Annotated in this window: 22 protein-coding genes and 2 tRNA genes; 10 read left to right on the plus strand and 14 right to left on the minus strand. The window is 70.4% G+C overall.

The annotated features are described in order from the left end of the window. Positions 1–114: 114 nt before the first annotated feature. Positions 115–2766, plus strand: a complete 2652-nt coding sequence (gene secD / locus ACFW3L_RS22325) for a protein translocase subunit SecD (RefSeq protein ID WP_378743458.1) — start codon at positions 115–117, stop codon at positions 2764–2766. Positions 2767–2909: 143 nt separating this feature from the next. On the opposite strand, the gene ACFW3L_RS22330 is transcribed toward secD, so the two are convergent. Further along, a complete protein-coding gene (locus ACFW3L_RS22330) occupies positions 2910–3572 on the minus strand; it encodes an AIM24 family protein (RefSeq protein ID WP_378743459.1) in 663 nt (220 codons plus the stop codon). Positions 3573–3654: 82 nt separating this feature from the next. Next, positions 3655–4530 (minus strand): 16S rRNA (cytidine(1402)-2'-O)-methyltransferase, encoded by an 876-nt coding sequence (gene rsmI, locus ACFW3L_RS22335; RefSeq protein ID WP_378743460.1) that lies wholly within the window; start codon positions 4528–4530, stop codon positions 3655–3657. A 110-nt stretch (positions 4531–4640) separates the two neighbouring features. On the opposite strand from rsmI, the gene ACFW3L_RS22340 reads away from it, so the two are divergent. From ACFW3L_RS22340 to ACFW3L_RS22350, 3 genes are all read left to right on the plus strand, one after another. Then, on the plus strand, positions 4641–6278 hold the full coding sequence (locus ACFW3L_RS22340; RefSeq protein ID WP_378743461.1) for a dolichyl-phosphate-mannose--protein mannosyltransferase: 1638 nt from the start codon (positions 4641–4643) through the stop codon (positions 6276–6278). Between the two features lie 319 nt (positions 6279–6597). Further along, positions 6598–6801 carry a cold-shock protein gene (locus ACFW3L_RS22345; RefSeq protein WP_017543917.1) on the plus strand — a complete coding sequence of 68 codons (204 nt, stop codon included), beginning with the start codon at positions 6598–6600 and terminating at the stop codon, positions 6799–6801. Positions 6802–6992: 191 nt separating this feature from the next. After that, a complete protein-coding gene (locus ACFW3L_RS22350) occupies positions 6993–7304 on the plus strand; it encodes a sec-independent translocase (RefSeq protein ID WP_378743462.1) in 312 nt (103 codons plus the stop codon). Positions 7305–7314: 10 nt separating this feature from the next. Here ACFW3L_RS22350 and ACFW3L_RS22355 read toward each other — a convergent pair whose 3' ends face one another. The 10 genes from ACFW3L_RS22355 to galU form a co-directional block, all read right to left on the minus strand. Further along, complete coding sequence (locus tag ACFW3L_RS22355; RefSeq protein ID WP_378743463.1) at positions 7315–7848, minus strand: hypothetical protein; 534 nt, start codon at positions 7846–7848, stop codon at positions 7315–7317. An 820-nt stretch (positions 7849–8668) separates the two neighbouring features. After that, positions 8669–9082: a hypothetical protein gene (locus ACFW3L_RS22360; RefSeq protein WP_378743464.1), complete on the minus strand. Its 414-nt coding sequence runs from the start codon at positions 9080–9082 to the stop codon at positions 8669–8671. A 2-nt stretch (positions 9083–9084) separates the two neighbouring features. Next, entirely contained in the window at positions 9085–9693 is a 609-nt protein-coding gene (locus ACFW3L_RS22365; protein ID WP_378743465.1) for a TetR/AcrR family transcriptional regulator, read from the minus strand. Between the two features lie 452 nt (positions 9694–10145). Further along, positions 10146–10219 (minus strand) — tRNA-Ala (locus tag ACFW3L_RS22370). A gap of 57 nt (positions 10220–10276) precedes the next feature. After that, the gene (locus tag ACFW3L_RS22375; RefSeq protein WP_378743466.1) at positions 10277–10939 is read right to left on the minus strand and encodes a hypothetical protein; all 663 of its coding nucleotides are present in this window, start codon (positions 10937–10939) and stop codon (positions 10277–10279) included. 404 nt (positions 10940–11343) lie between these two features. After that, the gene (locus ACFW3L_RS22380; protein WP_378743467.1) at positions 11344–12063 is read right to left on the minus strand and encodes a GNAT family N-acetyltransferase; all 720 of its coding nucleotides are present in this window, start codon (positions 12061–12063) and stop codon (positions 11344–11346) included. 252 nt (positions 12064–12315) lie between these two features. Next, a complete protein-coding gene (locus ACFW3L_RS22385; protein WP_378743468.1) occupies positions 12316–12825 on the minus strand; it encodes a molybdenum cofactor biosynthesis protein B in 510 nt (169 codons plus the stop codon). Further along, positions 12818–13321, minus strand: a complete 504-nt coding sequence (gene moaC, locus ACFW3L_RS22390; protein ID WP_378743469.1) for a cyclic pyranopterin monophosphate synthase MoaC — start codon at positions 13319–13321, stop codon at positions 12818–12820. The genes ACFW3L_RS22385 and moaC overlap by 8 nt, the downstream gene beginning before the upstream one ends. Positions 13322–13647: 326 nt before the next feature. Continuing rightward, the gene (gene glp, locus ACFW3L_RS22395) at positions 13648–14874 is read right to left on the minus strand and encodes a gephyrin-like molybdotransferase Glp (protein ID WP_378743470.1); all 1227 of its coding nucleotides are present in this window, start codon (positions 14872–14874) and stop codon (positions 13648–13650) included. Positions 14875–14984: 110 nt separating this feature from the next. Next, positions 14985–15923 (minus strand): UTP--glucose-1-phosphate uridylyltransferase GalU, encoded by a 939-nt coding sequence (gene galU, locus ACFW3L_RS22400; protein WP_378743471.1) that lies wholly within the window; start codon positions 15921–15923, stop codon positions 14985–14987. A gap of 149 nt (positions 15924–16072) precedes the next feature. Here galU and ACFW3L_RS22405 point away from each other — a divergent pair, with 149 nt between their 5' ends. From ACFW3L_RS22405 to ACFW3L_RS22420, 4 genes are all read left to right on the plus strand, one after another. Then, positions 16073–16717 (plus strand): 5-formyltetrahydrofolate cyclo-ligase, encoded by a 645-nt coding sequence (locus ACFW3L_RS22405; RefSeq protein ID WP_378743472.1) that lies wholly within the window; start codon positions 16073–16075, stop codon positions 16715–16717. Between the two features lie 274 nt (positions 16718–16991). Continuing rightward, entirely contained in the window at positions 16992–17372 is a 381-nt protein-coding gene (locus ACFW3L_RS22410) for an FmdB family zinc ribbon protein (RefSeq protein WP_378743473.1), read from the plus strand. Positions 17373–17523: 151 nt separating this feature from the next. Further along, entirely contained in the window at positions 17524–18180 is a 657-nt protein-coding gene (locus tag ACFW3L_RS22415) for an SAF domain-containing protein (RefSeq protein WP_378743474.1), read from the plus strand. Between the two features lie 80 nt (positions 18181–18260). Then, positions 18261–18668, plus strand: coding sequence for an MscL family protein (locus ACFW3L_RS22420; RefSeq protein WP_378743475.1), 408 nt, complete (start codon positions 18261–18263; stop codon positions 18666–18668). A 105-nt stretch (positions 18669–18773) separates the two neighbouring features. On the opposite strand, the gene ACFW3L_RS22425 is transcribed toward ACFW3L_RS22420, so the two are convergent. Continuing rightward, positions 18774–19877 (minus strand): D-alanyl-D-alanine carboxypeptidase family protein, encoded by a 1104-nt coding sequence (locus ACFW3L_RS22425; RefSeq protein ID WP_378743476.1) that lies wholly within the window; start codon positions 19875–19877, stop codon positions 18774–18776. 422 nt (positions 19878–20299) lie between these two features. Between ACFW3L_RS22425 and ACFW3L_RS22430 the strand changes: the two genes are divergently transcribed. Both ACFW3L_RS22430 and ACFW3L_RS22435 read left to right on the plus strand, forming a co-directional pair. Further along, positions 20300–20372, plus strand: a tRNA-Arg gene (locus ACFW3L_RS22430). Positions 20373–20606: 234 nt separating this feature from the next. Next, the gene (locus tag ACFW3L_RS22435; protein ID WP_378743477.1) at positions 20607–20810 is read left to right on the plus strand and encodes a hypothetical protein; all 204 of its coding nucleotides are present in this window, start codon (positions 20607–20609) and stop codon (positions 20808–20810) included. A gap of 40 nt (positions 20811–20850) precedes the next feature. Here ACFW3L_RS22435 and ACFW3L_RS22440 read toward each other — a convergent pair whose 3' ends face one another. Beyond that, positions 20851–22089 (minus strand): phosphatidylserine/phosphatidylglycerophosphate/cardiolipin synthase family protein, encoded by a 1239-nt coding sequence (locus tag ACFW3L_RS22440; protein ID WP_378743478.1) that lies wholly within the window; start codon positions 22087–22089, stop codon positions 20851–20853. Positions 22090–22182: the final 93 nt, after the last annotated feature.

A 22182-nucleotide genomic window follows, 5' to 3' on the forward strand; every position in this document is an offset into this window, starting at 1 on the left:
CCGGTCGGCCGCCTCCCGGAGCCCGACGGCGCCGGGACCGGCCCCACGCACCCCCCGCCCGGCGCCGCCGGGCACGCGACCGGTACCCACCATCCGCAGTGAGAGGTTCACCCCTTGTCCAGTCAAACGGGAGCAGGGGCGCGCTGGACACGCGCGCTCATCTCCCTCCTCGTCATCCTCGTCGCGTTCGGCGCGGCGTGGTTCATCCCACCGCGGTTGGGTCTCGACCTCAGCGGCGGCACGCAGATCGTCCTGGAGACCCAGGACGGCACCGACGGCACCCAGGCCAACTCGGAGAACACCGACAAGGTCGTCGAGGTGCTGCGCCAGCGCATCGACCGCCTCGGTGTGGCCGAGGCGACCATGTCCCGTTCCGGTGAGAACCGGATCATCGTCGAGCTCCCCGGCGTGCAGGACCCGGCGGAGGCCGCGCAGATCGTCGGCCAGACCGCCCAGCTGTCCTTCCACGAGGTCCTGGGCGTCGGTGAGCAGGGCGGCCAGGGCGTCCAGGCCCCTGGCGGCGGCGACTTCGCCAACGCGCCGGCCGACGAGGCCCGTGCCCCGTCCGACGGCCAGGAGGGCGCCCCCGAGGGCGGCGGCGAACTGCCCGAGGGCATGGAGGGCCTCGAGGGCATGGAGGGCCTGGAGGACATGCTCGGCGGCCAGGGCGGGATGCCCCAGGCTCCCGCGGGCCCGTCGGCGGAGAACCCCGAGGACGTCGCCCTGACCCTGCCCGACGAGCAGGGCACCATGCTCCAGCTGGGTGAGACCTTCATCCAGGGCGACCGGGTCTCCACCGCCGACGCCGGCCTGGACAGCGCCAACCGCGCCCAGTGGGTCGTCAACGTCAGCTTCCGTGGCGAGGGCCGCGACCAGTGGCGCGAACTCACCGGCCAGGCCGCCTGCTACAACGACGGCGACCCCCGCCGCCGCGTGGCGATCGTGCTGGACGACCAGATCATCTCCGCCCCGCAGGTGGGCCTGGAGATCGGCTGTGAAGCCGGGATGTCCGGTGGACAGACCACCATCAGCGGCAACGACTTCACCAGCGAGAGCGCCAACGAGCTCGCCGTGCTGATCGAGGGCGGTTCGCTGCCGCTGCCGGTCACCGAGGTCCAGCGCCAGACGGTGGGCCCGACCCTCGGTGCCGCCGCCATCGAGGCCAGCGCCATCGCCGCGCTCCTCGGCATCGCCTTCACCGCCCTGTACATCACGGTCGTCTACCGCCTGGTGGGCTTCCTGGCGTCGATCGCGCTGGCGTTCTACACGCTGATCGCGTACGGAGCGCTGGTCGCCTTGGGGGCCACGCTGACCCTCCCGGGTCTGGCCGGTTTCGTGCTGGCGATCGGTATGGCCATCGACGCGAACGTGCTGATCTTCGAGCGCGCGCGTGAGGAGTACCAGCGCCAACAGCGGACGTACGAGGCGAACAAGTCCGCCGGGATGAAGGACGCGGGCGACTCCGAGGGGACCAAGGCCGAGGGCGGAGCCCTGGCCCGCCGTCGGCGCCGCGCCATCGCACCCAACCTGGAGAAGGCGTTCGTCCAGGGCACCCAGAAGGCCTGGAGCGCGGTCCTCGACACCAACGTCACCACGTTCCTCGCCGCCGGTCTGCTGTTCTTCTTCGCGTCCGGCACGGTGCAGGGCTTCGGCGTCACGCTGAGCATCGGCACCATCGCCTCGATGATCTCCGCGCTGATCATCGCGCGCGTGTTCGTCGAGTGGGCCGTGCGGCGCGCGGTCATCAAGAAGCACCCGTCGATCACGGGGCTGGACCGCATCGGCCCGGTGCGCACCTGGCTGGTCCAGAAGAACCCGCAGCTGATGGACCACCGCCGCACCGGTCTGATCGTCGCGGCGCTGATCGTGCTCGTCGCGATCGCCGCCCCGCTGGTCCGCGACACCAACCTGGGCGTCGAGTTCACCGGCGGCCGGGTCCTGGAGTACGAGATCACCGGCGACGAGTCGCTCTCGGTGGACGAGGCGCGCTCGCTCATCTCCGGCCTGAACTTCCCGGGTTCGGACACGGCCGTGGTGCAGGAGTCGGGTGACGGCGACATCGCCGTGCGCACCGGAGACATCTCCGACCCCGAGGCCGCGACCATCGCCGACGCCCTCGCCGAGGAGACCGGCGGCGTGGAGCTGGTCAGCGACGAGCTGATCGGCCCGAGCATGGGCGACGAGCTGCGCAACCGGGCCCTGATCGCCCTGGGCGCGGCCCTGGCCCTCCAGATGATCTACCTGGCCTGGCGCTTCCGCTGGTCCTTCGGTGTCTCCACCATGTTGTCGCTGGCCTTCAACATGCTGCTGGTCATCGGGCTGTTCATCTGGCTGGGCAAGCCGATCGACGGCGTCTTCCTCGCCGCGATCCTGAGTGTCATCGGCTTCACCGTCAACGACACGGTGGTGGTGTTCGACCGTGTCCGGGACGAGTGGGCGAGGGACGAGAAGTCCTCGTTCAAGGAGATCGCCAACCGCGCGGTGCTCAACACCCTGCCGCGTACGGTCAACACGACCGTCGGCGCGTGGATCATCCTGGGCTTCCTCACCTTCCTCGGTGGGTCCTCGCTCCAGGACTTCTCCATCGCGATGCTGGTCGGTCTGACCACCGGTGTGGTCTCCACGGTGTTCGTCGCGGTGCCGCTGGCCATCTGGCTCCAGAAGTGGGACCGGACCCCGGCCCCGCACGTGCTCAAGGAGCGCAAGGCCAAGGAGAAGGTGGCCGCCAAGGCCGCCCGCGACGCCGACGACGGCGCCGTGGTCTGACCCGCTCCACAGGCACGGGAGGGGCCCCGGGCCGCGCGATGTGCGCGGCCCGGGGCCCCTTCCCGTTTCGGGGGTTCGACCGTCTCCCCCGGGGCCAGCAGCGGCGCCTCGGGGGTCCAGACGGTGTCCGGAGGCCGCCCTGGTCAGCCCTGGGGCTGCGGCACCGGGGCGCCCTCCGAGGCCTGTACCAGCACGAAGCCCTGCCCCTCCAGCGAGAGCTGGAAGGCCTCACCGCTGCCGCGCCCGATGATGGCCCCCGCCTTGGCCGTGCGCCGGATGCCGGTCCGCAGCGTGCTGGACCACGCCACGGCGGCGTCGGTGTCGACGAAGGTGGGCTGGTCGATGTTGAGCAGCACCGGTGTGCCGTGGCAGGCGACCGCCACCCGTCCGTGTCCGCTGAACACCGTGTTGAACAGGCCCCCGGCCATCATCCCGGCGCCCTGCACGCGGCGGATGTCCCAGTCCAGGCCCGGCTCGAAGGCCAGCACGTTCTCCCCGCTGACCGTGATGGAGTCCCCCTCCAGGTCGATGAGGTGGACGTCCCAGGCGTCCCGGGCCAGGAACACGTCGCCCCGCCCGGTGACCCGCATCAGGGGCATGCCCTCCCCGGTGAAGGCCTTCTTGAAGAACTTCCCCACGCTCCCCGCGCCCTGGTAGGAGAAGTCGATGTCGCCCTGGTAGGCGACCATCGAGCCCTGCCTGGCGAGGAACTCGCCGTTCAGGCCCACTCTCAGCATCTTGTGGTTCTGGAGGTGCATGCCGGGCCGCTGGGTCTCCTGGGCCTGCTGGAAGAGTTCGCTGCGCATGGTCGGATTCTCGTTCCTGTCGCCGGGTACTGACAGGTTCGACGCTCTCCGCCCCAGAAGGTTCCCACCCGGGACGAAGGTCTCACTCCGCCTCGACGACCCCGTGCACCAGGTCGTACACGCGGCGCTTGGGCACCCCGGTCTCCTTGGCGACCCGGGTGATCGCCTCCTTGCGGCGCACGCCCTCCTCCTCCAGGGCGGCCACGGCCTCCACCAGGTCCGTGTCACTGGTGCGCTCGGCCCGGGGACGGGCACCCTCCACGACCACGGAGATCTCGCCGCGCACGCCCTCGGCCGCCCAGGAGGCCAGCTCTCCGAGGCCGCCCCGGCGCACCTCCTCGTAGGTCTTGGTGAGCTCACGGCACACCGCTGCCCGGCGGTCCGCGCCGAAGGCCCCGGCCATCGCCTCCAGGGTGGCGGCGACCCGGTGCGGGCTCTCGAAGAACACCATCGTGCGGCGCTCGTCGGCCAGCTCGGTCAGGTACCCCTTCAGCCCCTTGCGCGGCGGGAAACCCTCGAAGCAGAATCGGTCGGTGGGCAGTCCGGACACCACCAGGGCGGTGGTCACGGCCGACGGGCCGGGGATGGCCGTGACCGGGATCCCCTCGTCCGCGCAGGCGGCGGCCAGGCGGTAACCGGGGTCGGAGACCCCGGGCATCCCGGCGTCGGTGACGACCAGGACCTCCTCGCCGTTCCGGAGGTCGTCGAGGAGCTCCTCGCTCCGGCGGGTCTCGTTCTGGTCGTAGTAGGAGACGATCCGGGCACCGGTCGCACCGCCCAGCCGGAACCCCACACGGGAGGCGAACTGCTTGAGCCGACGGGTGTCCTCGGCCGCGATCACGCGCGCGTTCTCCAGCGCGCGCAGCAGTCGGGGCGGCGCGTCCTCCTGGTTTCCGATGGGAAGGCCCGCCAGCACGAGCCTCCCGACGCGCCGCGTCCCGTCAACGTCCTCAACCACTGTGATCCCCGTCCTGTCGCGCTACGGTTGGCTCTATCGCGCCACCCGAAACCCGGTTTCGCGGCCCGTCCGCAACGGACCCCATCTCTGACCCCAACCTACGAGCCGAGATGACCACCACCGCACTTCACAGCGAGGTACCGCCCTCGAACCCCCCGGCCGCGGCCCAGCCGCCCACGCTCCGTTCCCGTTTCTCACCCCGCCTCCCCAGCCCCTGGTGGCTCGGCTGGCTGGGTGCCCTCGTCGTCGCGGGCTTCGCGGGCGCGCTGAGGTTCTTCAACCTCGGTCAGCCGGACCGCATCTACTTCGACGAGACCTACTACGCCACGGACGCCCACTCCCTGTGGAGGTTCGGGTACGAGCACGACACGTCGGAGAACTCCGACGACCTGCTGAGCAACGGCAACCCGGACATCTGGACGGGGGCGGGTGACTTCATCGTCCATCCGCCCGTCGGCAAGTGGATGATCGCGCTCGGTGACTGGCTGTACTCGATCATGCCGTTCGGCTCGGCCGTGACGCCCGAGGGGTGGCGCGTGGCCTCGGCCGCGGCCGGGGTCCTCTCGGTGCTCATCCTGGTACGGCTCGCCACCCGGATGACCCGCTCGGTGCTGCTCGGGTGCACGGCCGGGCTCATCCTGGCGCTGGACGGCCTGCACTTCACCCTGAGCCGCATCGCCATGGTGGACATCTTCCTCACCCTGTGGGTCCTGGCCGGGTTCGCCTGTTTGGTGATCGACCGGGACAAGACGCGGGAACGGCTGGTGCGGCTCGCGGAGGCCGGGGCCGACGTCACCACTGTGGGCTGGCTCGGGATGCGCTGGTGGCGGCTCGCGGCGGGGCTGTGCTTCGGTCTGGCGATCGGCACCAAGTGGTCGGCGCTGTTCTTCGTGGCCGCCTTCGGCCTGCTCACCGTGGCGTGGGACTACGGGGCCCGCCGCAGCGTCGGCCAGCAGCGCCCGCTGGGCCGGTGGTTCGGCTTCGACGCCGTCCCCGCGTTCGTGCAGACCGTGGTGGTGGCGGGCGCCGTCTACCTGGTCTCGTGGTCCGGGTGGCTCCTCACCCGTGGCGGCTACAACCGGGACTTCGCGGACGGGCTGCTCCCCGGCTGGATCCCCGGGTTCCTGCGCTCCCCCATGGAGGCGCTGTGGAGCCTGTGGGACTACCACGGCCGCATGATGAACTTCCACTCCAACCTGAGCAGCGACCACTCCTACATCTCCGCGCCGTGGGAGTGGTTGGTCATGCGCACCCCGGTGCTCTTCCACTACAACGGCCAGGCCGTGGGGTGCGACACCGGGAACTGCGTGACCTCGGTGGTGTCCATCGGCACGCCGGTCGTCTGGTGGCTCAGCATCATCGCCGTGACCGTGATGTTCGGCTGGTGGATCACCTTCCGGGACTGGCGCGCGGGCGCGGTGCTGCTCGCGGTCGCCGCGGGCTGGCTGCCGTGGTTCGCCTACCCCGAGCGCCCCATGTTCCTGTTCTACGCGCTGCCGATCCTGCCCTTCCTGGTCCTGGCGATCGTGCTGGCGCTGGGGCTGGTCATGGGAGCGGGCGAGGACAGTCCCCGGTTCGCCCCGTACCTGCGGGCGTTGGGCGGGGTGGTCTTCGGCGTGGTGGTCCTGCTGACCATCGCCCACTTCGCGTATCTGTACCCGGTGTTGTCGGCGTATCCGATACCCGAGGAGACCTGGCGGGACCGGCTCTGGTTCGACGTGTGGGTGTACGGCCGGGACGCTTCCTGACCCCCTCCGGGGAACGGGGTAATACCGTTCCCCGGAACACATCTCCATTAGTGGCAGAAGGGCTGGAAAGCAACAGTTTCGAGTTGCCGAAACAGGACACTCCGGAAACGCGGATTCCTGCCGGAAAGGCCTCGGCAGGGCCCCACTCCCCCTGGTACTGTCTGCAACTGGTTGCTGTTGTTGTTTCCATGGATGCCCAAGGCGCCTCGCGGAACTTCACGTGGGCGCTTGTCGATTCGGGATTACCCTTCGTCGGTCGGCGCCCGGCGACCCGGGACCAGCAGGGTGCGGTCCCGCCGTAGTCCCCAAGGGAGAGCACATGGCTCAGGGCACCGTGAAGTGGTTCAACTCTGAGAAGGGTTTCGGGTTCATCGCCGTCGAGGGTGGTCAGCCCGACGTGTTCGTGCACTACTCAGCGATCGCGGGCACCGGCTTCCGGAACCTGGAAGAGGACCAGAAGGTCGAGTTCGACATCATCCAGGGCCCGAAGGGCCCGCAGGCGGCGGACGTTCGCGCGGTCTGACCGTCACACGTGCGTCTTCCCAGCCCTCCGCTCTCCGAGCGGGGGGCTGGACCGCGTTCCGGGGGCGTCGTGGCTGGTCGGGAGCGCCGCGCCGCGCCGGGAGCGGCGAAGGGGGTACGCGGTTACCCAAGCCCGGCGATACCGGTTAACCTGCTTGAAGCCGGTCGGTACACCAAGAGCGAGGACTGAACATGTTCGGCATCAGTGGGGGAGAGTTCGTCCTACTCCTTCTGCTCGCTCTCCTGATCTTCGGCCCCGACCAGCTCCCCAAGGCCGCCCAGCAGGTCGGCCGGGTCCTGCGCCAGCTCCGCACCATGGCCAACTCCGCCTCCGCCGACATCAAGGAGGGGCTCGGCCCGGAGTACAAGGACTTCGACGTCCAGGACCTCAACCCCAAGCGCTTCATCCAGAAGCACTTCTGGGAGGAAGAGGAGGAGGCGGACCGCAAGCCCGCCTCCCAGCTCAACGGCAAGCGCCCGCCCTTCGACGACGAGGCCACGTAGGGCCACGCCCTCAGCCGACGAGCATCAGGAAGAAAGCTCCCAGCGCGAGCAGCACCACCGCCCCGATGATGATCGCGGGCGATCCCAGGGTGACGATCAGGATCTCCACCGTCACGGCGCCGCCCACCGCCGCGGCGATCCACGGCCACCGGGCCCGGGGCGCCCAGTCGTGGCGACGCTCGCGTGCCGCGGAGACCAGGAACGCCAGCCCGATCAGGAGCCAGAAGCCCAGGTGGGCGGCGATCCGTGTGCCCGGCTCGACGTAGTCGGCCATGCCGCCGACGATCATCACGTAGAAGACGGTGCCGACGGCCAGGTGCCAGAAGCCCCGGCTCCGTTCCACCGGGATGACCTTGCTCCTGGCCCGGGTGGTGCGTCGGAAGCGTTCGGCGGCGACCGGCGGCTCCCGCTCCCCCGGTCCGGGTTCCGGCCGGGGACCGGGGTGACGCGGCCCCGGCTCGGGTGGGGTGGGGCGGACGTGCCCGCCCGTCGGCTCTGGTTCCTCTGGCTGGTATCCGCCTGGGTACTGGGGGGAGTCGGACACGGAGGTTCCGCCCCTTCACGGTCGGTCCGGACCTGACTGTCCTGTTGTCGTACCGGCTACCTACCCGTCACTGTCGGGGGTCAAATCCCCGACACGCGCGTTCCGGGGGACACGGAAGGGGCCCGCCGACGCCGTCGGCGGGCCCCCTACACGTGAGTTCACTGAAGAACACACGGCGGTCTGGTTACCACCAGGCCCAGCCGTTGCTCTTGCGAGAGGCCTTCGCGTGCGTGGTCATGGCATCCACCTTTCCATCGATGTCTCCGGCCCATCCCGCCAACCAAGATGTCCCATGCGGGCGGGCTCCACAAGACCCGTGCTCGAATATTCGACATTCCGTGGTCGACATACGACCAAAGATTGCAGCAGTGGCCTACGAAAGCCCACTGAGATCACTGTCGTCGCAGTTCAGGCAAGTCCCCTTTGCCCACGCCAAACACACCCTCCCCGATGACCTGCAAAAACAAGACCGGCGTGGAGCAAAATCCCCGAAGGCGAACATAACAGAGTGTGATGGTATCGCTATTGCGGTTTGGGCGCTGCGAAACGGCGCAATCGCCCTCGCGGGGACCGGACTCGACACGGAGACCCGCGCCATTACAGGGACAAGGAGCTAGAAACCGACACAGACCATCGCTTCCTGGGCTTATCACCAGAAGACGGACGATCACGCTTCGTGTCCACGGAGGGACGCCCACCCTCATGGAAGTCGGTCCCCTTCAGCACCCCGAGACCCGGTTTCGGCCTCTCACTAACAGCGGTAATCCCCGCCGCTTATCGGCGCGAACGGCCCCGGCTCCGTCCCGGGCGGAAACGGCGGTCAGACCGCCGTCAGGCCGCCGAGGATGAGCGCGACGCCCGCCGCGACCAGGCCGATGACCAGGCTCGTCGCGCCCACGGGGATGAGCAGCCGCCACCGGTTGGGGGTACTGGGGTTCCGACCGACCACCGACAGGAAGAACCCGGCCGGCATGAGGATCGCGGCCAGGAGCACCAGGTCCCCGAGGAGCCGCCCCCAGTCCGGAACCGTGGGCTGGTCCAGCAGAAGCCGCACGACCAGTCCGAGGATCACCAGAACTCCCGCGTGCGCGTGCCCCGCGCGGAAGTAGGAGCGCTGGAGTTCGTTGGCGGGGAAGGCGCCGTTCACCACGCGGAGCAGGAACGTGCCCCCGTAGGCGATGCCGACCACGGTGAGCAGGACGACGCCTGAGGTGACGAGCGTTGCGGATGACATGGTCACTCCTGAGCTGGTGAGGGGGGTGGTTCCGGGGAACCGAAGAGAAGCCCGGCGCTGCGCCGGGTGACGGCCAGCAGGTCGGCGTCCCCGAGCAGCGCGCGCACCCCGGAGCTGTCGAGGTTGCCGGTCAGCGCCAGGGTGGCGATACCGTGCACGATCGACCAGCCCGCCACCACCCCGGCGGCAGGGTCCTCGACGCCGTCGGCCAGGGAGGCCACCCCGGAGCGCAGTTCGCCGAAGGCCGCGCCGCGCGCGGCCGAGAGCGCCGGATCGTCCTGGTCGAGCAGGCTCGGCGCGAACATCACCTGGAAGTGGGCCGGGTGCTCCATAGCGAAGCGCACGTACTCGACTCCGGACTCCAGGAATCCGCCCTCCGCCTCCCGGTTGGCCGCCAACCTGCGGGCCAGCTCGGTGAATCCGTCTGTGGCCAGGGCGTTGAGGACACCCTCCCTGCTGCCGAAGTGGTACCTCGGGGCCGTGTGGCTCACTCCCAGGTCGGCCGCGAGCGACCGCAGGCTGAAGGCGTAGGGGCCCTCCTGTTCGATGACCTCGGCGGCTCGCGCGAGCACGGCGGCCCGCAGGTTCCCGTGGTGGTATCCGTCTGCCATACGGCGACCATACACCGGAAAGTTTTCACTGTATAGATTCGGTTGTGGAGATCGGCGGTCCCTGACCCATAGGACATCCGGACTCACCGGGGTACTCTGGGGTACACACCGGTCACCCGCCTGAGGGTATAGACGCTTCGCCGGTGACACTCGGGGCTCCGGTCCGGACGACCGCCCGCCGCAGGGAACAGCAGCATCCGTCCAGGACGACCAGAGACACAGTCGAAGGGCCCGGTTCATCGAACCGGGCCCTTCGACTGTGTCCGGGGCTCCCGGACCCAGGGGGTCGCCCCCCTGGGGAAACACGAAACGACCCCGCGAGGAGGCCGCAGGCCCCCGAGCAGGGTCGCCTCAGAGCAACCGGGGGCTCAGGGGGTCGCCCCCCTGGGGAAACACGAAACGACCCCGCGAGGAGGCCATAGGCCCCCGAGTAGGGTCGTCTCAGAGTGAAGTGGAGCTATGGGGATTTGAACCCCAGACCCCCTCGATGCGAACGAGGTGCGCTACCGGACTGCGCCATAGCCCCTGAAGACGTTTGAAAGACTATCAGGAGATTGCGGGTGGTCCGAACCGAAGCCCGGGGTCAGTCTCCGGCGGCCCTCAGCCGGGCGTCCGCGTACTGGTCGTAGACCTGGCTGCGGCGTTCGATGAAGGCGATGATCTGGGCCTCGCGCTCGGCCTCGCGGGCCTGCTCCGCCTCGGCGCGGCGGGCCCGACGGACCGCCTGTCGCCGTGCCCTGGCGACGGCCTCGCGGCGCTCCGCGTCGGCCTTGGCGGCCTCGCGCAGCAGGGCCACGTGCCCGACGAGCAGCAGGACCGGCGGGGCGATCACCCACCAGGGGCCGAGGCCGAAGGCGACCGCCACGACGGTGCCGAGGTTCAACAGCGTGAGCACGGTGGTGCGTCGGCGCCGACGGGCGATGACGCGGGACCGGGGCTCGTGGCCGACGCGTTCCTCGGCGACGGGACGGCTCCGCTCGGGAACCTCCTCCTCGGCGCCGTGGTCGCCCCTGACGGCGGGACGGTGGATCACCTGGGTCTCGGTGAGGTCCGGGTCCCCCTCGTCGCCTGAGGCGTCCTCAGCGCGCTGGTCGGCCTCCTCGTCGGACTCGGGCGCCTCGACGTCCTCGTCCTCGCGCCGGGCGTCCTCGGGGACGGTGTCCACCGCGTCCTTCCGCAGCAGCATCGGGACGAGGACGATGAGCCAGACCACCACGATGGCCAGGTACAGAGGAGAGCTGCTCATCACCCCTCCTCACGATGACGGCCACTGAACGTTGGTCGACACTTCGTCGACACCGCCCCGCGTGTGGCTGGACGTACTCCCGGAAGTAGAGACGTCCTCCGGCTGGACATCGTTCCTGGCCCTCGTCGGACCGGGGTCGATTCCCGTGTGCCATATCCACGCGTTGCCCGCATCGTCAATGCGTCTATGTTCCGCACGGTACGACCCCGTGTCCATAAATGCGCCACATTCCGACCGGAGTGTCGCAAGATTGTGGACCCTCAGTTTCGGTCGTCAGACCCTCCTGAACGAAAGAGCAGGTCAGGCGGTGACTGCGGAGCGCAGTGCCAATTCAACGCAAAGTAATGAATCATTGTGCTTAAAGAGGGGTTTAAGATCCGGGCGCATCCGTGATCGTGCCATGTTCAGTGCGATCCCGGGTACGGACTCGCCGGATCCCACGGATCACCGCCACCGTTCGGGCCCTCTGGCCCCAATGCCGAACCAGGGCCGGAACCCCCCTCCTCGGGCGGACCGGAAGGCGTCCCGTCGTACCAGCGGCGCAGCACACCCCGGGGGACCTCCTCCGCCGTGAGGCCGTAGCAGATGTGGTCCCGCCAGGCACCGTCGATGTGGAGCTGACGTCTGCGCACCCCCTCGTCACGGAATCCCAGCTTGGTCACCACTCGTCGGCTGGCGCGGTTCTCGGGACGGATGTTGGCCTCGATCCGGTGGAGTCCGACAGTGAAGAAGGAGTGGTCGACGGCCAGGGCGACGGCGGTGGGGGTGATCCCCCGCCCCGCGTAGGCGCTGTCGACCCAGTAGCCGACCTGCGCGGACCGTGCCGAACCCCACACGATGGCGCCCACGGTGAGCTGACCGACGAAGCGGCCCTCGTAGGTGATCGACCACGGCATCGACAGACCCTGCCTGGCCTCGCGGCGGATCGCCTGGAGCATGGCCACGTAGGGCGTCAGCCCGGTGGTGCGCAACGGCATCTCCGGGTAGGTGGGTTCCCAGGGCCGCAGCCACTCGGCGTTGCGCGCCCGGGTGTCCCGGAGCACGGGGGCGTCGCGAAGGCGCAGAGGGCGAAGCGCGATCGGCCCCTCCTGAAGGGTGGCGGGCCACCCCTGTCTGCGGTTCACGTCCGTCCTTCCGAGCCCTCCGGACCGCCCTGCGCGGTCGCACCACCGCCCCTCGGTACTCGTGGAGCACCCGGTGTCGGTGACGCCTTCCAGTATTCCACTCCGTCGGTGTGAGGTGGCGGGCGTCACCCCCACAGCACGAGAATCGGATGTTGCCAAACTCCATTCAGGCCAGCACCGAAAACCGATACCAGGTCAAGGAATTCTCCGTCTCCGGAATGCCCCCGATGTGATTCCGGTCATTGTTGGGTGTCATTCGGGCCGAGGGTGGTCCCCGCCACGGAGCTGGTCGATCGCGTGGCCCAGAACCGGCTCCAACACGTCCATCCCGTCGCGCACCCCGCCCCTGGAACCGGGCAGGTTGACCACGATCGCCCGGTGTCCGGAACGCTCCGCGATCCCCGCGAGGCCGCGCGAGAGGATGGCCGTGGGCACGCCCTTCTCCCGGCCCGCCGCCCGCAGCGCCTCCGCGATCCCGGGGATCTCCCGTGTCAGGAGGGGCCGTGTGGCCTCGGGGGTGAGGTCCTGCGGCGTGAGCCCGGTGCCCCCGGTGGTCAGGACGGCGTCCACGCCCTCGTCGAGGGCCCGCGCGATCGCCTCGGCGACCGGTGCGCCGTCCGGCACCACCCAGGGCCCGACGACCCGGAGGCCCATGGCCCGGAGGCGTTCGACGATCACGGGACCGGAGCGGTCCGGGTACACCCCGGACGCCGCGCGGTTGGACGCGGTCACCACCGCGACCCGGTGCGCGGCGTCACTCACCGCGCCTCCAGTGGCCCTTCTTCCCACCGGTCTTCTCCTCGACGCGCACCCGGGTGACCTCGGCCTCGGGGTCGATCGCCTTGACCATGTCGACCAGGCCGAGGGCGGCGGTCATCACACAGGTGAGCGCCTCCATCTCGACGCCGGTGCGGTCGGCGGTGCGCACCGTGGCGCTGACGTCCACCCCGTTGTCGGTCACCGTCAGGTCCACGTCGACGCCGTGCACGGCGATCGGGTGGCACAACGGGACGAGGTCCGGGGTGCGCTTGGCCCCCTGGATACCGGCGATCCGGGCGACGGCGAGGGCGTCGCCCTTGGGGACCGCCCCGTCGCGCAGGGCGGCGACCGTCTCCGGGCTGAGCAGGACCCGGCCGGTCGCCGTGGCGGTACGGGCGCTCACGGACTTGGCGGAGACGTCCACCATGCGCGCGGATCCGGACTCGTCGAGGTGCGTGAGGCCGGAGGGGTGCGCCTCCGGGCGTGGGGTGTCGGTCATCGCTGTGGAGCCACTCATCGTCTCGTGCGGGCTCGCGGCCGCCCGGAACGGTCGGCCACGGGGTCGCGTGGTGACGCGTCCAAGGACGACCGTACTCCTCCGGGACGACAGCCGCCCCCGCCCTCCGTCGACCGGCCTCCCGCGCCTCCGCCACCACCGCGCGGGGCGCGGCCAGGAACCGCGCTCCGGTGACCCGCGCCCCGGGGTGCCGGTCGTCGCCACGAACGGATCCGCGTCGGCCCGCCTCGGCGCCCCGCCCTCGCCCGGGAGCGACAAGAATCCGGAACGGCACCGCCCCGGTGCCGCTCGCGCCGGGGCCGCGCGCGTCAGTGCTCGGGCAGGACCAGCACCTCGACCAGGTCACCGGCGGCAAGCTCCGTGACCTCCTCCGGAACGACCAGGAGCCCGTTGGCCTCGGCCAGCGCGGACAACTGGTGGGAGCCCTGCCGAACCGCCGGGGCCACGGAGGGCACCGGGTCCAGGGCGGTGGGGTCGGAGAGCACGGCGCGCAGGTAGGAACGGCGGTCCCGGGGCGAGCCGACCGGGGTGGCGAGTCGGGCCCGCACGCTCGGCAGAGGGGTCGTGGGCAGGCCGCGCAACCTGCGCAGGACCGGCCGGACGAACAGGTGGAAGGACACGAAGGCGCTCACCGGGTTGCCCGGGAGCGTGAGGATCGGCGTGTCGTCGGGGCCGATCGTGCCGAACCCCTGGGGCTTGCCGGGCTGCATGGCCACCTGGGTGAACTCCACGGTGCCCTTGCTGGAGAGCACCTCCTTGACCACGTCGTAGGCGCCCATGCTGACGCCCCCGGTGGTGACCACCACGTCCGCGCGGACCAGCAGGTCCTCCAACGTGTCCCAGACGGTGACCGGGTCGTCTCCGACGAAGCCGTGGCGGTACACCTCGCAGCCCTCGTCCCGGGCGGCTGCGGCCAGCATGTAGCTGTTGGACTCGTAGATCTGTCCCGGGCCGAGGGGGCGCCCGGGCTCGACCAGTTCCTCACCGGTGGAGAGCACCACCACGCGCGGCCGGGGGCGGACCGGGACGGTGCGACGCCCGACCGCCGCGAGCACCCCCATCTCCCCCGACCCGATGCGGACCCCGGCGCCCAGCACCGTCGCGCCCTCCCGCACGTCCTCGCCGCTGCGCCGGACGAACGCGCCCTCCCGCGCGGGGCGGTCGATCGCCACCTCGACGGTCCCGCCGTCGGTCCACTCCACAGGAACCACGGCGTCCGCTCCCTCGGGCATGGGGGCGCCGGTCATGATGCGGGCGCAGAGCCCGGGCCGGATCGCGGTGGGGTCCGCGTCGCCCGCCGGGATGTCGGCCACCACCCGCAGCCTGGTCGGGGCGTCGGCGGTGGCCCCGGCCAGATCGGCCGCGTGCACGGCGTACCCGTCCATCGAGGAGTTGTCGAAGCCCGGCAGGGACACCGGGGAGACGACCGGCTCAGCCAGCACCGTTCCGTGTGCCTGGAGCAGGTCCAGCTCGATCGGCTCGGCTACGGCGACCAACCCCAGGAGGTCGGAGATGTGCTGTTCGACGCTCTTCATGAGGTCCTTCCGGGTCGTGGACGCGCTGGGGGCCTCCCCCGTCACGGGAGGAGGCTCCGGACCCATTGTGACCATGACCGGAGCCGACGTCCCGGACCCGGCCTCCCGGGTCAGCCCCGGAGGCGTTCCTGGCGGTCCAGGAACTCCCGCAGCCAGGGCAGGAGCTCGTCCGCCAGATCCGGGCGGCGGCAGGCGAACTCCACCACGGTGCGGATGTACTCGGCCTTGTTCCCCGTGTCGTAGCGGTTCCCTCGCAGGAGCACGCCGTGGACGCCGCCGCCCTGGTCGGGGCTGGTCCGGGCCAGTTCCTTGAGGGCGTCCGTCAGCTGGATCTCGCCGCCGCGTCCGGGCGCGGTGTCGTGCAGGACGGGGAAGACGGCCGGGTCGCACACGTAGCGGCCGATGATCGCCCAACGGCTCGGCGCCTGCTCGGGGGAGGGCTTCTCGACGAGGTCGGTGACGGTGACGACGTCGGCCTCGTCCGTGGGCTCCACCGCCGCGCAGCCGTAGAGGGAGACCTGTTCGGGCTCCACCTCCATGAGCGCGACGACGCTGCCACCGTGGGTCCGCCGCACCTCGATCATGCGGCGGAGCAGGTCGGCGGACTCGATGATGTCGTCGCCGAGGAGCACCGCGAAGGGGCTGTCCCCCACGTGGGCCTCAGCGCACAGCACGGCGTGGCCCAGGCCCCGGGGCTCGCCCTGGCGGACGTAGTGGACCTGCGCGAGGTCGCTGGACTCGCGGACCGAGTTGAGCTTCTCCTTCTCGCCCTTGGCGGCCAGCGCCTCCTCCAGCTCGTAGGCGCGGTCGAAGTGGTCCTCGATGGAGCGTTTGCTGCGCCCGGTGATCATGAGGACGTCGCTGAGCCCGGCTTCGACGGCCTCTTCCACGACGTACTGGATCGCGGGTTTGTCCACGATCGGCAGCATCTCCTTGGGAGTGGCCTTGGTGGCGGGCAGGAAACGGGTGCCCAGCCCCGCCGCGGGGACGACCGCCTTGGTCACGGCGGCGTCGGTGCGGGGTCGCTTCTGGTCGGTGTCGGCGCTCATGAACGGCACTTTAGGACAGACAACCGCCAGCACGTGGACCGATGGCTTCCCGTGGCCGAGAAGTCCCCGTCGTTTCGGGCGAAGTCGTGGTAACCGCAACCGAGTGTTCACCCCTCGGGGAGGCGGGGGCCGGGTGCCACACTGGGCTCATGGGTGCCACGAACGAACACGACCGCGACGCCAAGCGCGCGCTCCGCGCCCGGCTGCTCTCCGCTCGGCGGGAGAGGGACGCGGCGGAGCGCTCCCGCGTGGGTTCCGCCGTCCGCGACACCCTCATGCAGCTGCCGTGGCTCGCCATGGGCGGGACCGTCGCCTGCTACTACTCCGTGGGCGGCGAGCCCGGCACCCGTGGCCTGGTCAACGCGCTGTGGAAGCGCGGCACGTACGTGCTGCTGCCGATCTTCCTGCCCGACGGGACGCTCGACTGGGCGGCCTACGACGGCCCCGACGGGCTCGCGTCGGCCGGGCACGGTCTGGTGGAGCCGACCGGGCACCGCTACGGACCGGAGGTGCTGGCCCGCGCCGACGCGGTGATCTGCCCGGCCGTGGCGGTGGACCGCCGTGGCACGAGGATGGGTCGCGGGGCGGGCTGCTACGACCGCGCGCTTCCGCTCAGGGGCCCGCACACGCCCGCGATCGCCGTGGTCCACGACGAGGAGTTCGTGGACGAGTTGCCCGCCGAGGCGCACGACCGGCCGGTGGACGCGGTCGTGACCCCGGGCGGCGGACTCCACGTGTTCGACCCGGACTCGGCGGTCTGGCCCGGAGGCGCCCCGGACGGCCGCCCTGGGTGAGGCCCGTGGGGCGGGGGAAGCGGAGCGAGGGGGCGGGTCGGGGGCGGGGACGCGGAGCCGAGGGGATTAAGCCGCCGGAGCGGAGCGTTATGGCTGGCGGTCGTGTCCCGGACCCGCCCCGGTACGCGCGTTCCCCCCGGCCCTCGGCCCGGTGCCGCCCGACCCACGGGACGCTCCGCGCCGCAGCGGTGAGGGGTTGTCGCGGCCGTGGTCGGCGAACGCGTACTATTTAGCAGTCGACGGGTGTGAGTGCCAGCAAGGAGGACCCGGAACAGTGCCTACGTACCAGTACGCGTGCACCGAGTGTGACGCCCAGATGGAGGTCGTGCAGAGCTTCAGCGACGACTCGCTGACGGTCTGCCCCGAGTGCGAGGGTCGCCTGCGCAAGGTGTACTCCGCGGTCGGCATCGTCTTCAAGGGCTCGGGCTTCTACCGCACCGACAGCGGTAAGTCCACCACGAACAGCTCCGCCCTGACCGGTTCCAACACCGACGGCGGCTCCGAGGGCAAGAGCGAGAAGTCCACCGACTCCGCCAAGCCCTCCTCCGACTCCGGTGGCACCGGCACCCCCGCCGCCGCCACCGCCAGCACGGGCGGCGGCGACAAGTCGAGCAGCAAGAGCACCAGCGGCAGCACCGCCGCGACCAGCAGCTGAGCCACCGCACCGTTGACCGTGGCCGCGCCGCCGAGGCCCCTCGGCGGCGCTTTCGTCGTCTCCGGGGTTCCCGGACCCGGCGGGATCCGAGCGCGAATCCGCCCTGTGGACAACCCTCCGGGGCCACCTCCCCCGGCCTAGCGTTGGAGGCATGAGCCACCCCCCGCCCCCGTTCCGGCACCGGCGCGGCCCGCTCCGCCTCCTCGACCGTCACCGCCGCGCCGTCGCCTCGGTCCTGACCGCCCTGGCCGTGGTCTGCGCGGTCCTCGTCCTGCGTCCCCCGCCCCAGCCCGAGGCGGAGGTGCTCGTGGCGGCGAGGGACCTCGACCCGACCGCACCGCTCTCCGGGGACGACCTCGCCCCCGTGGTCGTGGCCCAGCGCTCCGTCCCGGACGGGGCCCTCTCGCCCGGGGACCCCACGGCCGGGCTCACGTTGAACGCTCCGGTGCGCCGGGGCGAGGTGCTGACCGACGCCCGGCTGAGCGACCCTCCGGCGGCTCGCTACGGCGCGGACATGGTCGCGGTGCCGGTGCGGGTCGCCGACGCAGGGGTGGTCGGCCTGCTCTCCCCCGGCAGCCGGGTGGACGTACTGGCGGCCACGGGCGCCGACGAGTTCGGCGGGCCGCCGTCCGGGGCCGGACCGGCCGTCGAGGTGGTCGGGGACCGGCCGGTGCTGGCGGTTCCGGCGGAGGAGGGTCCGAGCGGGGAGGTGGGATCGCTGGTCGTCATCGCTGCGACCAGCGAGGAAGCCAGAACCCTGGCAGGGCACGCGATCTCCTCGCGACTGTCTGTCACGATTCGCGGTTGACCGATGACCAGGGGTGGTGAAAGCTATCCCGGGCGCCCCACCGGGCGCATCCACCACTCACGAACACGTAGGGCAGTTCCATGGAAGGCTTCAAGAAGTTCCTGCTCCAGGGAAACCTGGTGCAGCTGGCGGTCGCGGTCGTCATCGGCTCCGTCTTCGCCGGTCTCATCTCGGCGTTCACCGAGGGGTTCATCACCCCGCTCCTGGGGATCTTCGGCGGTATCCCCACCTTCTCCGACCTCTACTTCGAGATCAACGGGAGCAGATTCCTGTACGGGTCCTTCGTGGACGCCCTGGTCTCCTTCCTGATCACCGCCGCGGTCCTGTACTTCTTCGTGGTCCTGCCCATGGGCAAGCTGATGGAGAAGTTCATCAAGGCCGAGGAGGCCACCACCCGCGAGTGCCCGCACTGCTTCTCGGATATCAACAAGAAGGCCAGCAAGTGCGCCCACTGCACCAGCGAGGTCACCCCGGAGATCGTTTCGTAGGGCGCTCAGGGGCTCGCACGGCCCCCGCCGCGACACACGTGAGGGCGGCCCCGCGGGGCCGCCCTCCGGATCGCCTGACGGGCCGGTCCGAAACCAGCGCGCGCCCTAGCCCTCGTACTCCCAGTGCCAGGGTTCGAAGGGGCTGGACTTCGCCCAGGCGGGGTGGATCCAGTTGTACTTGGCCCCGTTGGTCTCCATCCAGTTCCACCGTTCCGAACGGAAGTTCTGGATGCCGCACCCGAGGTCGATCGCCTGCCCCAGACCGTGGTTACTGGTGCCGGGCACGGCGGCGAAGCCGGGCGGCTCCTGCGCGTAGACGCGGTGCTGGTTCGGCAGGTCGCGGTAGGCGCTGGTGATGCACATGTTCTCGCCGAACTCCTCCACGTACTCGACGTTCAGCTGGAGGAACTCGACGGCGGCGTCGGCCCTCAGGAACTTGTCGTCGTACAGCGAGCAGAGGGCCTCCTGCGGGAGCAGCCCGTTGGGGTAGCCGCCCGCGTTCGAGGCCGCGCTCGGGTCGCAGTCGGCGGCCGCCATGTACGCCTCGGGGTCCAGACCGCGCGACTCCAGCTCGTCCGTCAGCTCGGTCATGCTCGCCTCGGACTGTTCACGCAGTGAGTCCACCTCGGCGGCGAGCTCGGCCTGTTCGAGCTGGGTGAAGGTCTGGAGTTCCTGGGCCTCGCCCGCCAGACCCACCTGCTCCTCGCGCAGGTTGGTGGCGTCCTGGATGAGCGCCTGGTTGTCCTCCGACAGCTTGGCCGCGTAGGACTGCGTCTGGAGGTCGTCGTCGAGGTCGCCCGCCGCGAGGATGCCGAGGACACCGGCGTCGGGCTGCTGGTACATGGTGCTGGCCAGGCGCGCGAGAGGCTCGCGCATCTCGTTCAGGTCGCCCTCGATCTGCTGGAGGTCGTGGAGCGTGGAGATCAGCTCCTCCTGAGCCTCCTCCAGCGCGTCCTGGCGCTCGACGTACTCGTCGGTCGCCTTCTCCAGCTCCTCGGCGGCGGACTCGGCGCGCTCGCGCAGGTCCTCCAGGCTCGCCTCGGCTGGTGGAGCCAGGGGTACGGACCCCGGCACGACGAACAGGGACGTGACCAACATGAGTGTCAGCGCCTGCGCGATCCGGACCCGGTGGTGTGCCCCCAGGACGGTCAGCACCCCGCTACCCGGTGCGCGGGACCTACGCCGCGCCGACTCGGAAGTGAACGGCACGAATGATCCTCCGGCTGCATTTTCCTCGAACACCTACTCGTGGCCGCAAGGCAACGTACTACATGTCCACATGCGGACACACTGGACCGTACGGCCCGACGGCCGAACCCGTGGACGGTTGGTCGCCGCCCTTCCGGCCGTCTCGCACGGCCTCTGGAAGAAGGCCTGGTCGTCGGGGTGCGGTGACCGATCACACCCGCCCGCCCAGAGTGACCGAAGCGCGCGGGCGGCTCTCATCACGACACGCGAAATGAACAACATCACACCGCAACCAGGACAACCAATCGTAGGTCAGCGTACTGTGCCGCGCACGCAGAGTGCCTCGGCCGCACCCTCCAACACCAATCGACACCCCACGCACACCCATCCTGGGTTAGGCTTGGCCCCGTGGCCGGGTAACGTCCGGCCACGGGATCACCCATGGCTCCATAGCTCAGGGGATAGAGCACCGCTCTCCTAAAGCGGGTGTCGCAGGTTCGAATCCTGCTGGGGCCGCCTCGACGCAGGGGCGCCCCTCTCCACCGAGAGGGGCGCCCTTCGTCTTTTCCCGCGTCTGGAATCCGTCCCGACACCGTCAAGACGTCACAAGTCCCCACGAGACGCTCCGGGGTCACGAGAAAGTTGGCGGACCCCTCCGTGTCGGGCGACGGCGCCCGCGCCCTTCCGAGCCATCATGGACAGCGAAGGTCCAGGCAGGAGACGTGCGCGAGCACGGACGGGGGTGGCCGGATGGCGGACGGGGACGACATGGACGAACTCGGGGCCGACACCAGGGGGCGCCAGCGGGGCGGGTCGCCCTCCGCGATCTCCGGGGCACTGAAGAGGGACCCCCAACCCGGCCCGCAGCACTGGGGCGGGCCCCGGCCCCGCAGGGCCGACCCGGACCGCTTCTTTCCCAGGAAGTTCCCGCGACTGTCCCCGAAGGACGTCTGAACCGGACCCTGCGGCGCGGACCGCGCTCAGGTGGCCGAGCTCACAGGAATCCGCGCCAGGGGGCCAGGACGATCTCGCTGAACTTGGCCGCGAACGGGCGCCCGCGCCACTCCTCCTCGGTCAGCTCGCGGGCGTTGGTGAGGTCGGTCTCGAAGACCTTCTCCAGGTGCCGGGCGACGCCCTCGTCGAAGATCTCCACGTTGATCTCGTAGTTGCCGGTGAGGCTGAGGCGGTCCACGTTGGCGGTGCCGATCGTGCTCCACCGGCCGTCCACCGTGGCGGTCTTGGCGTGCACCATGGCGTCCTCGTAGAGCCACAGCCGCACCCCGCCTCGCAGCAGCTCCGAGTACCGGCCGCGCGCCATCCAGTCCGCGACGACGTGGTTGGAGTTCTCCGGAACGAGCACGTTGACGTCCACGCCCCGACCCGCCGCCTCGATGAGGACGTTGGCGAGCTCGCGGTCCGGGATGAAGTAGGCCTGGGTGAAGATCACCCGTTCCTTGGCCCGGTCCACCGCCTCCAGGAACATCGCCCGGATCGGGAAGATGATCAGCTCGGGGACGTTGCGGTGGACGCGGATACGCGAGTCCCACTCCGCCTCCCCCATCCCCCGCAGCTCGGGCTGGTCCGCGCGCCGGTTGGTGTTCCAGAAGTCCACGAAGGCGTTCTCCAGCTCCCACACGACCGGGCCGACGACCCGCAGGTGGGTGTCGCGCCACTCGATGGCGTAGGTGGAGCCCACGTTGAACCCGCCGACGAAGCCGGTCTCCCCGTCCACTGTGAGGATCTTGCGGTGGTCGCGGCCGGACTTGCGCACGTTGAGCAGGAGGACGCCGGGGCGGAAGGCCGGGTAGCGCATGACCCGCACGGAGGGCGGGAAGCGGAAGAAGGAGCGCGGTACCACGAGGTTGGCGAAGCCGTCGTAGATCACGTAGACCTCGACCCCGCGCTCGGCCGCCTCGATCAGCGCGGCCTTGAACTCCTGTCCCACCGCGTCGGACTTGAAGATGAAGGACTCGAACAGGACGCGGTGGCGGGCGCCCCGGATCGCGGACAGCATGTCCTCGAACAGGTCCTCACCGTAGGTGTAGACCGTGGCGGTGGTCTCGCCCACCGGCACCGAGGCGGGGTCGGTGCGGGGGAAGTTGGCCCGGTGCGGCCGCACCCGCTTGCGCCAGTGGTCGATACCGACGAGGGTCGCGACCACGGCGACCTGGGTGGCCAGCAGCCCCAGCAGCCCCCGTCTGACCCAGGTCGTGATGGTCGAGCGTGTCACCATGCGGTCGCCTCCCGAACGGACCGTCCGCCGCACCCCCGGAACGGCGGCCACCCGGCACCAAGGTGGAGCACCACCGTAACCCGGCGCCCGCCC

This window comes from Nocardiopsis sp. NPDC058789 (assembly GCF_042745575.1).
GTDB classification, from domain to species: Bacteria; Actinomycetota; Actinomycetes; order Streptosporangiales; family Streptosporangiaceae; genus Nocardiopsis; species Nocardiopsis eucommiae.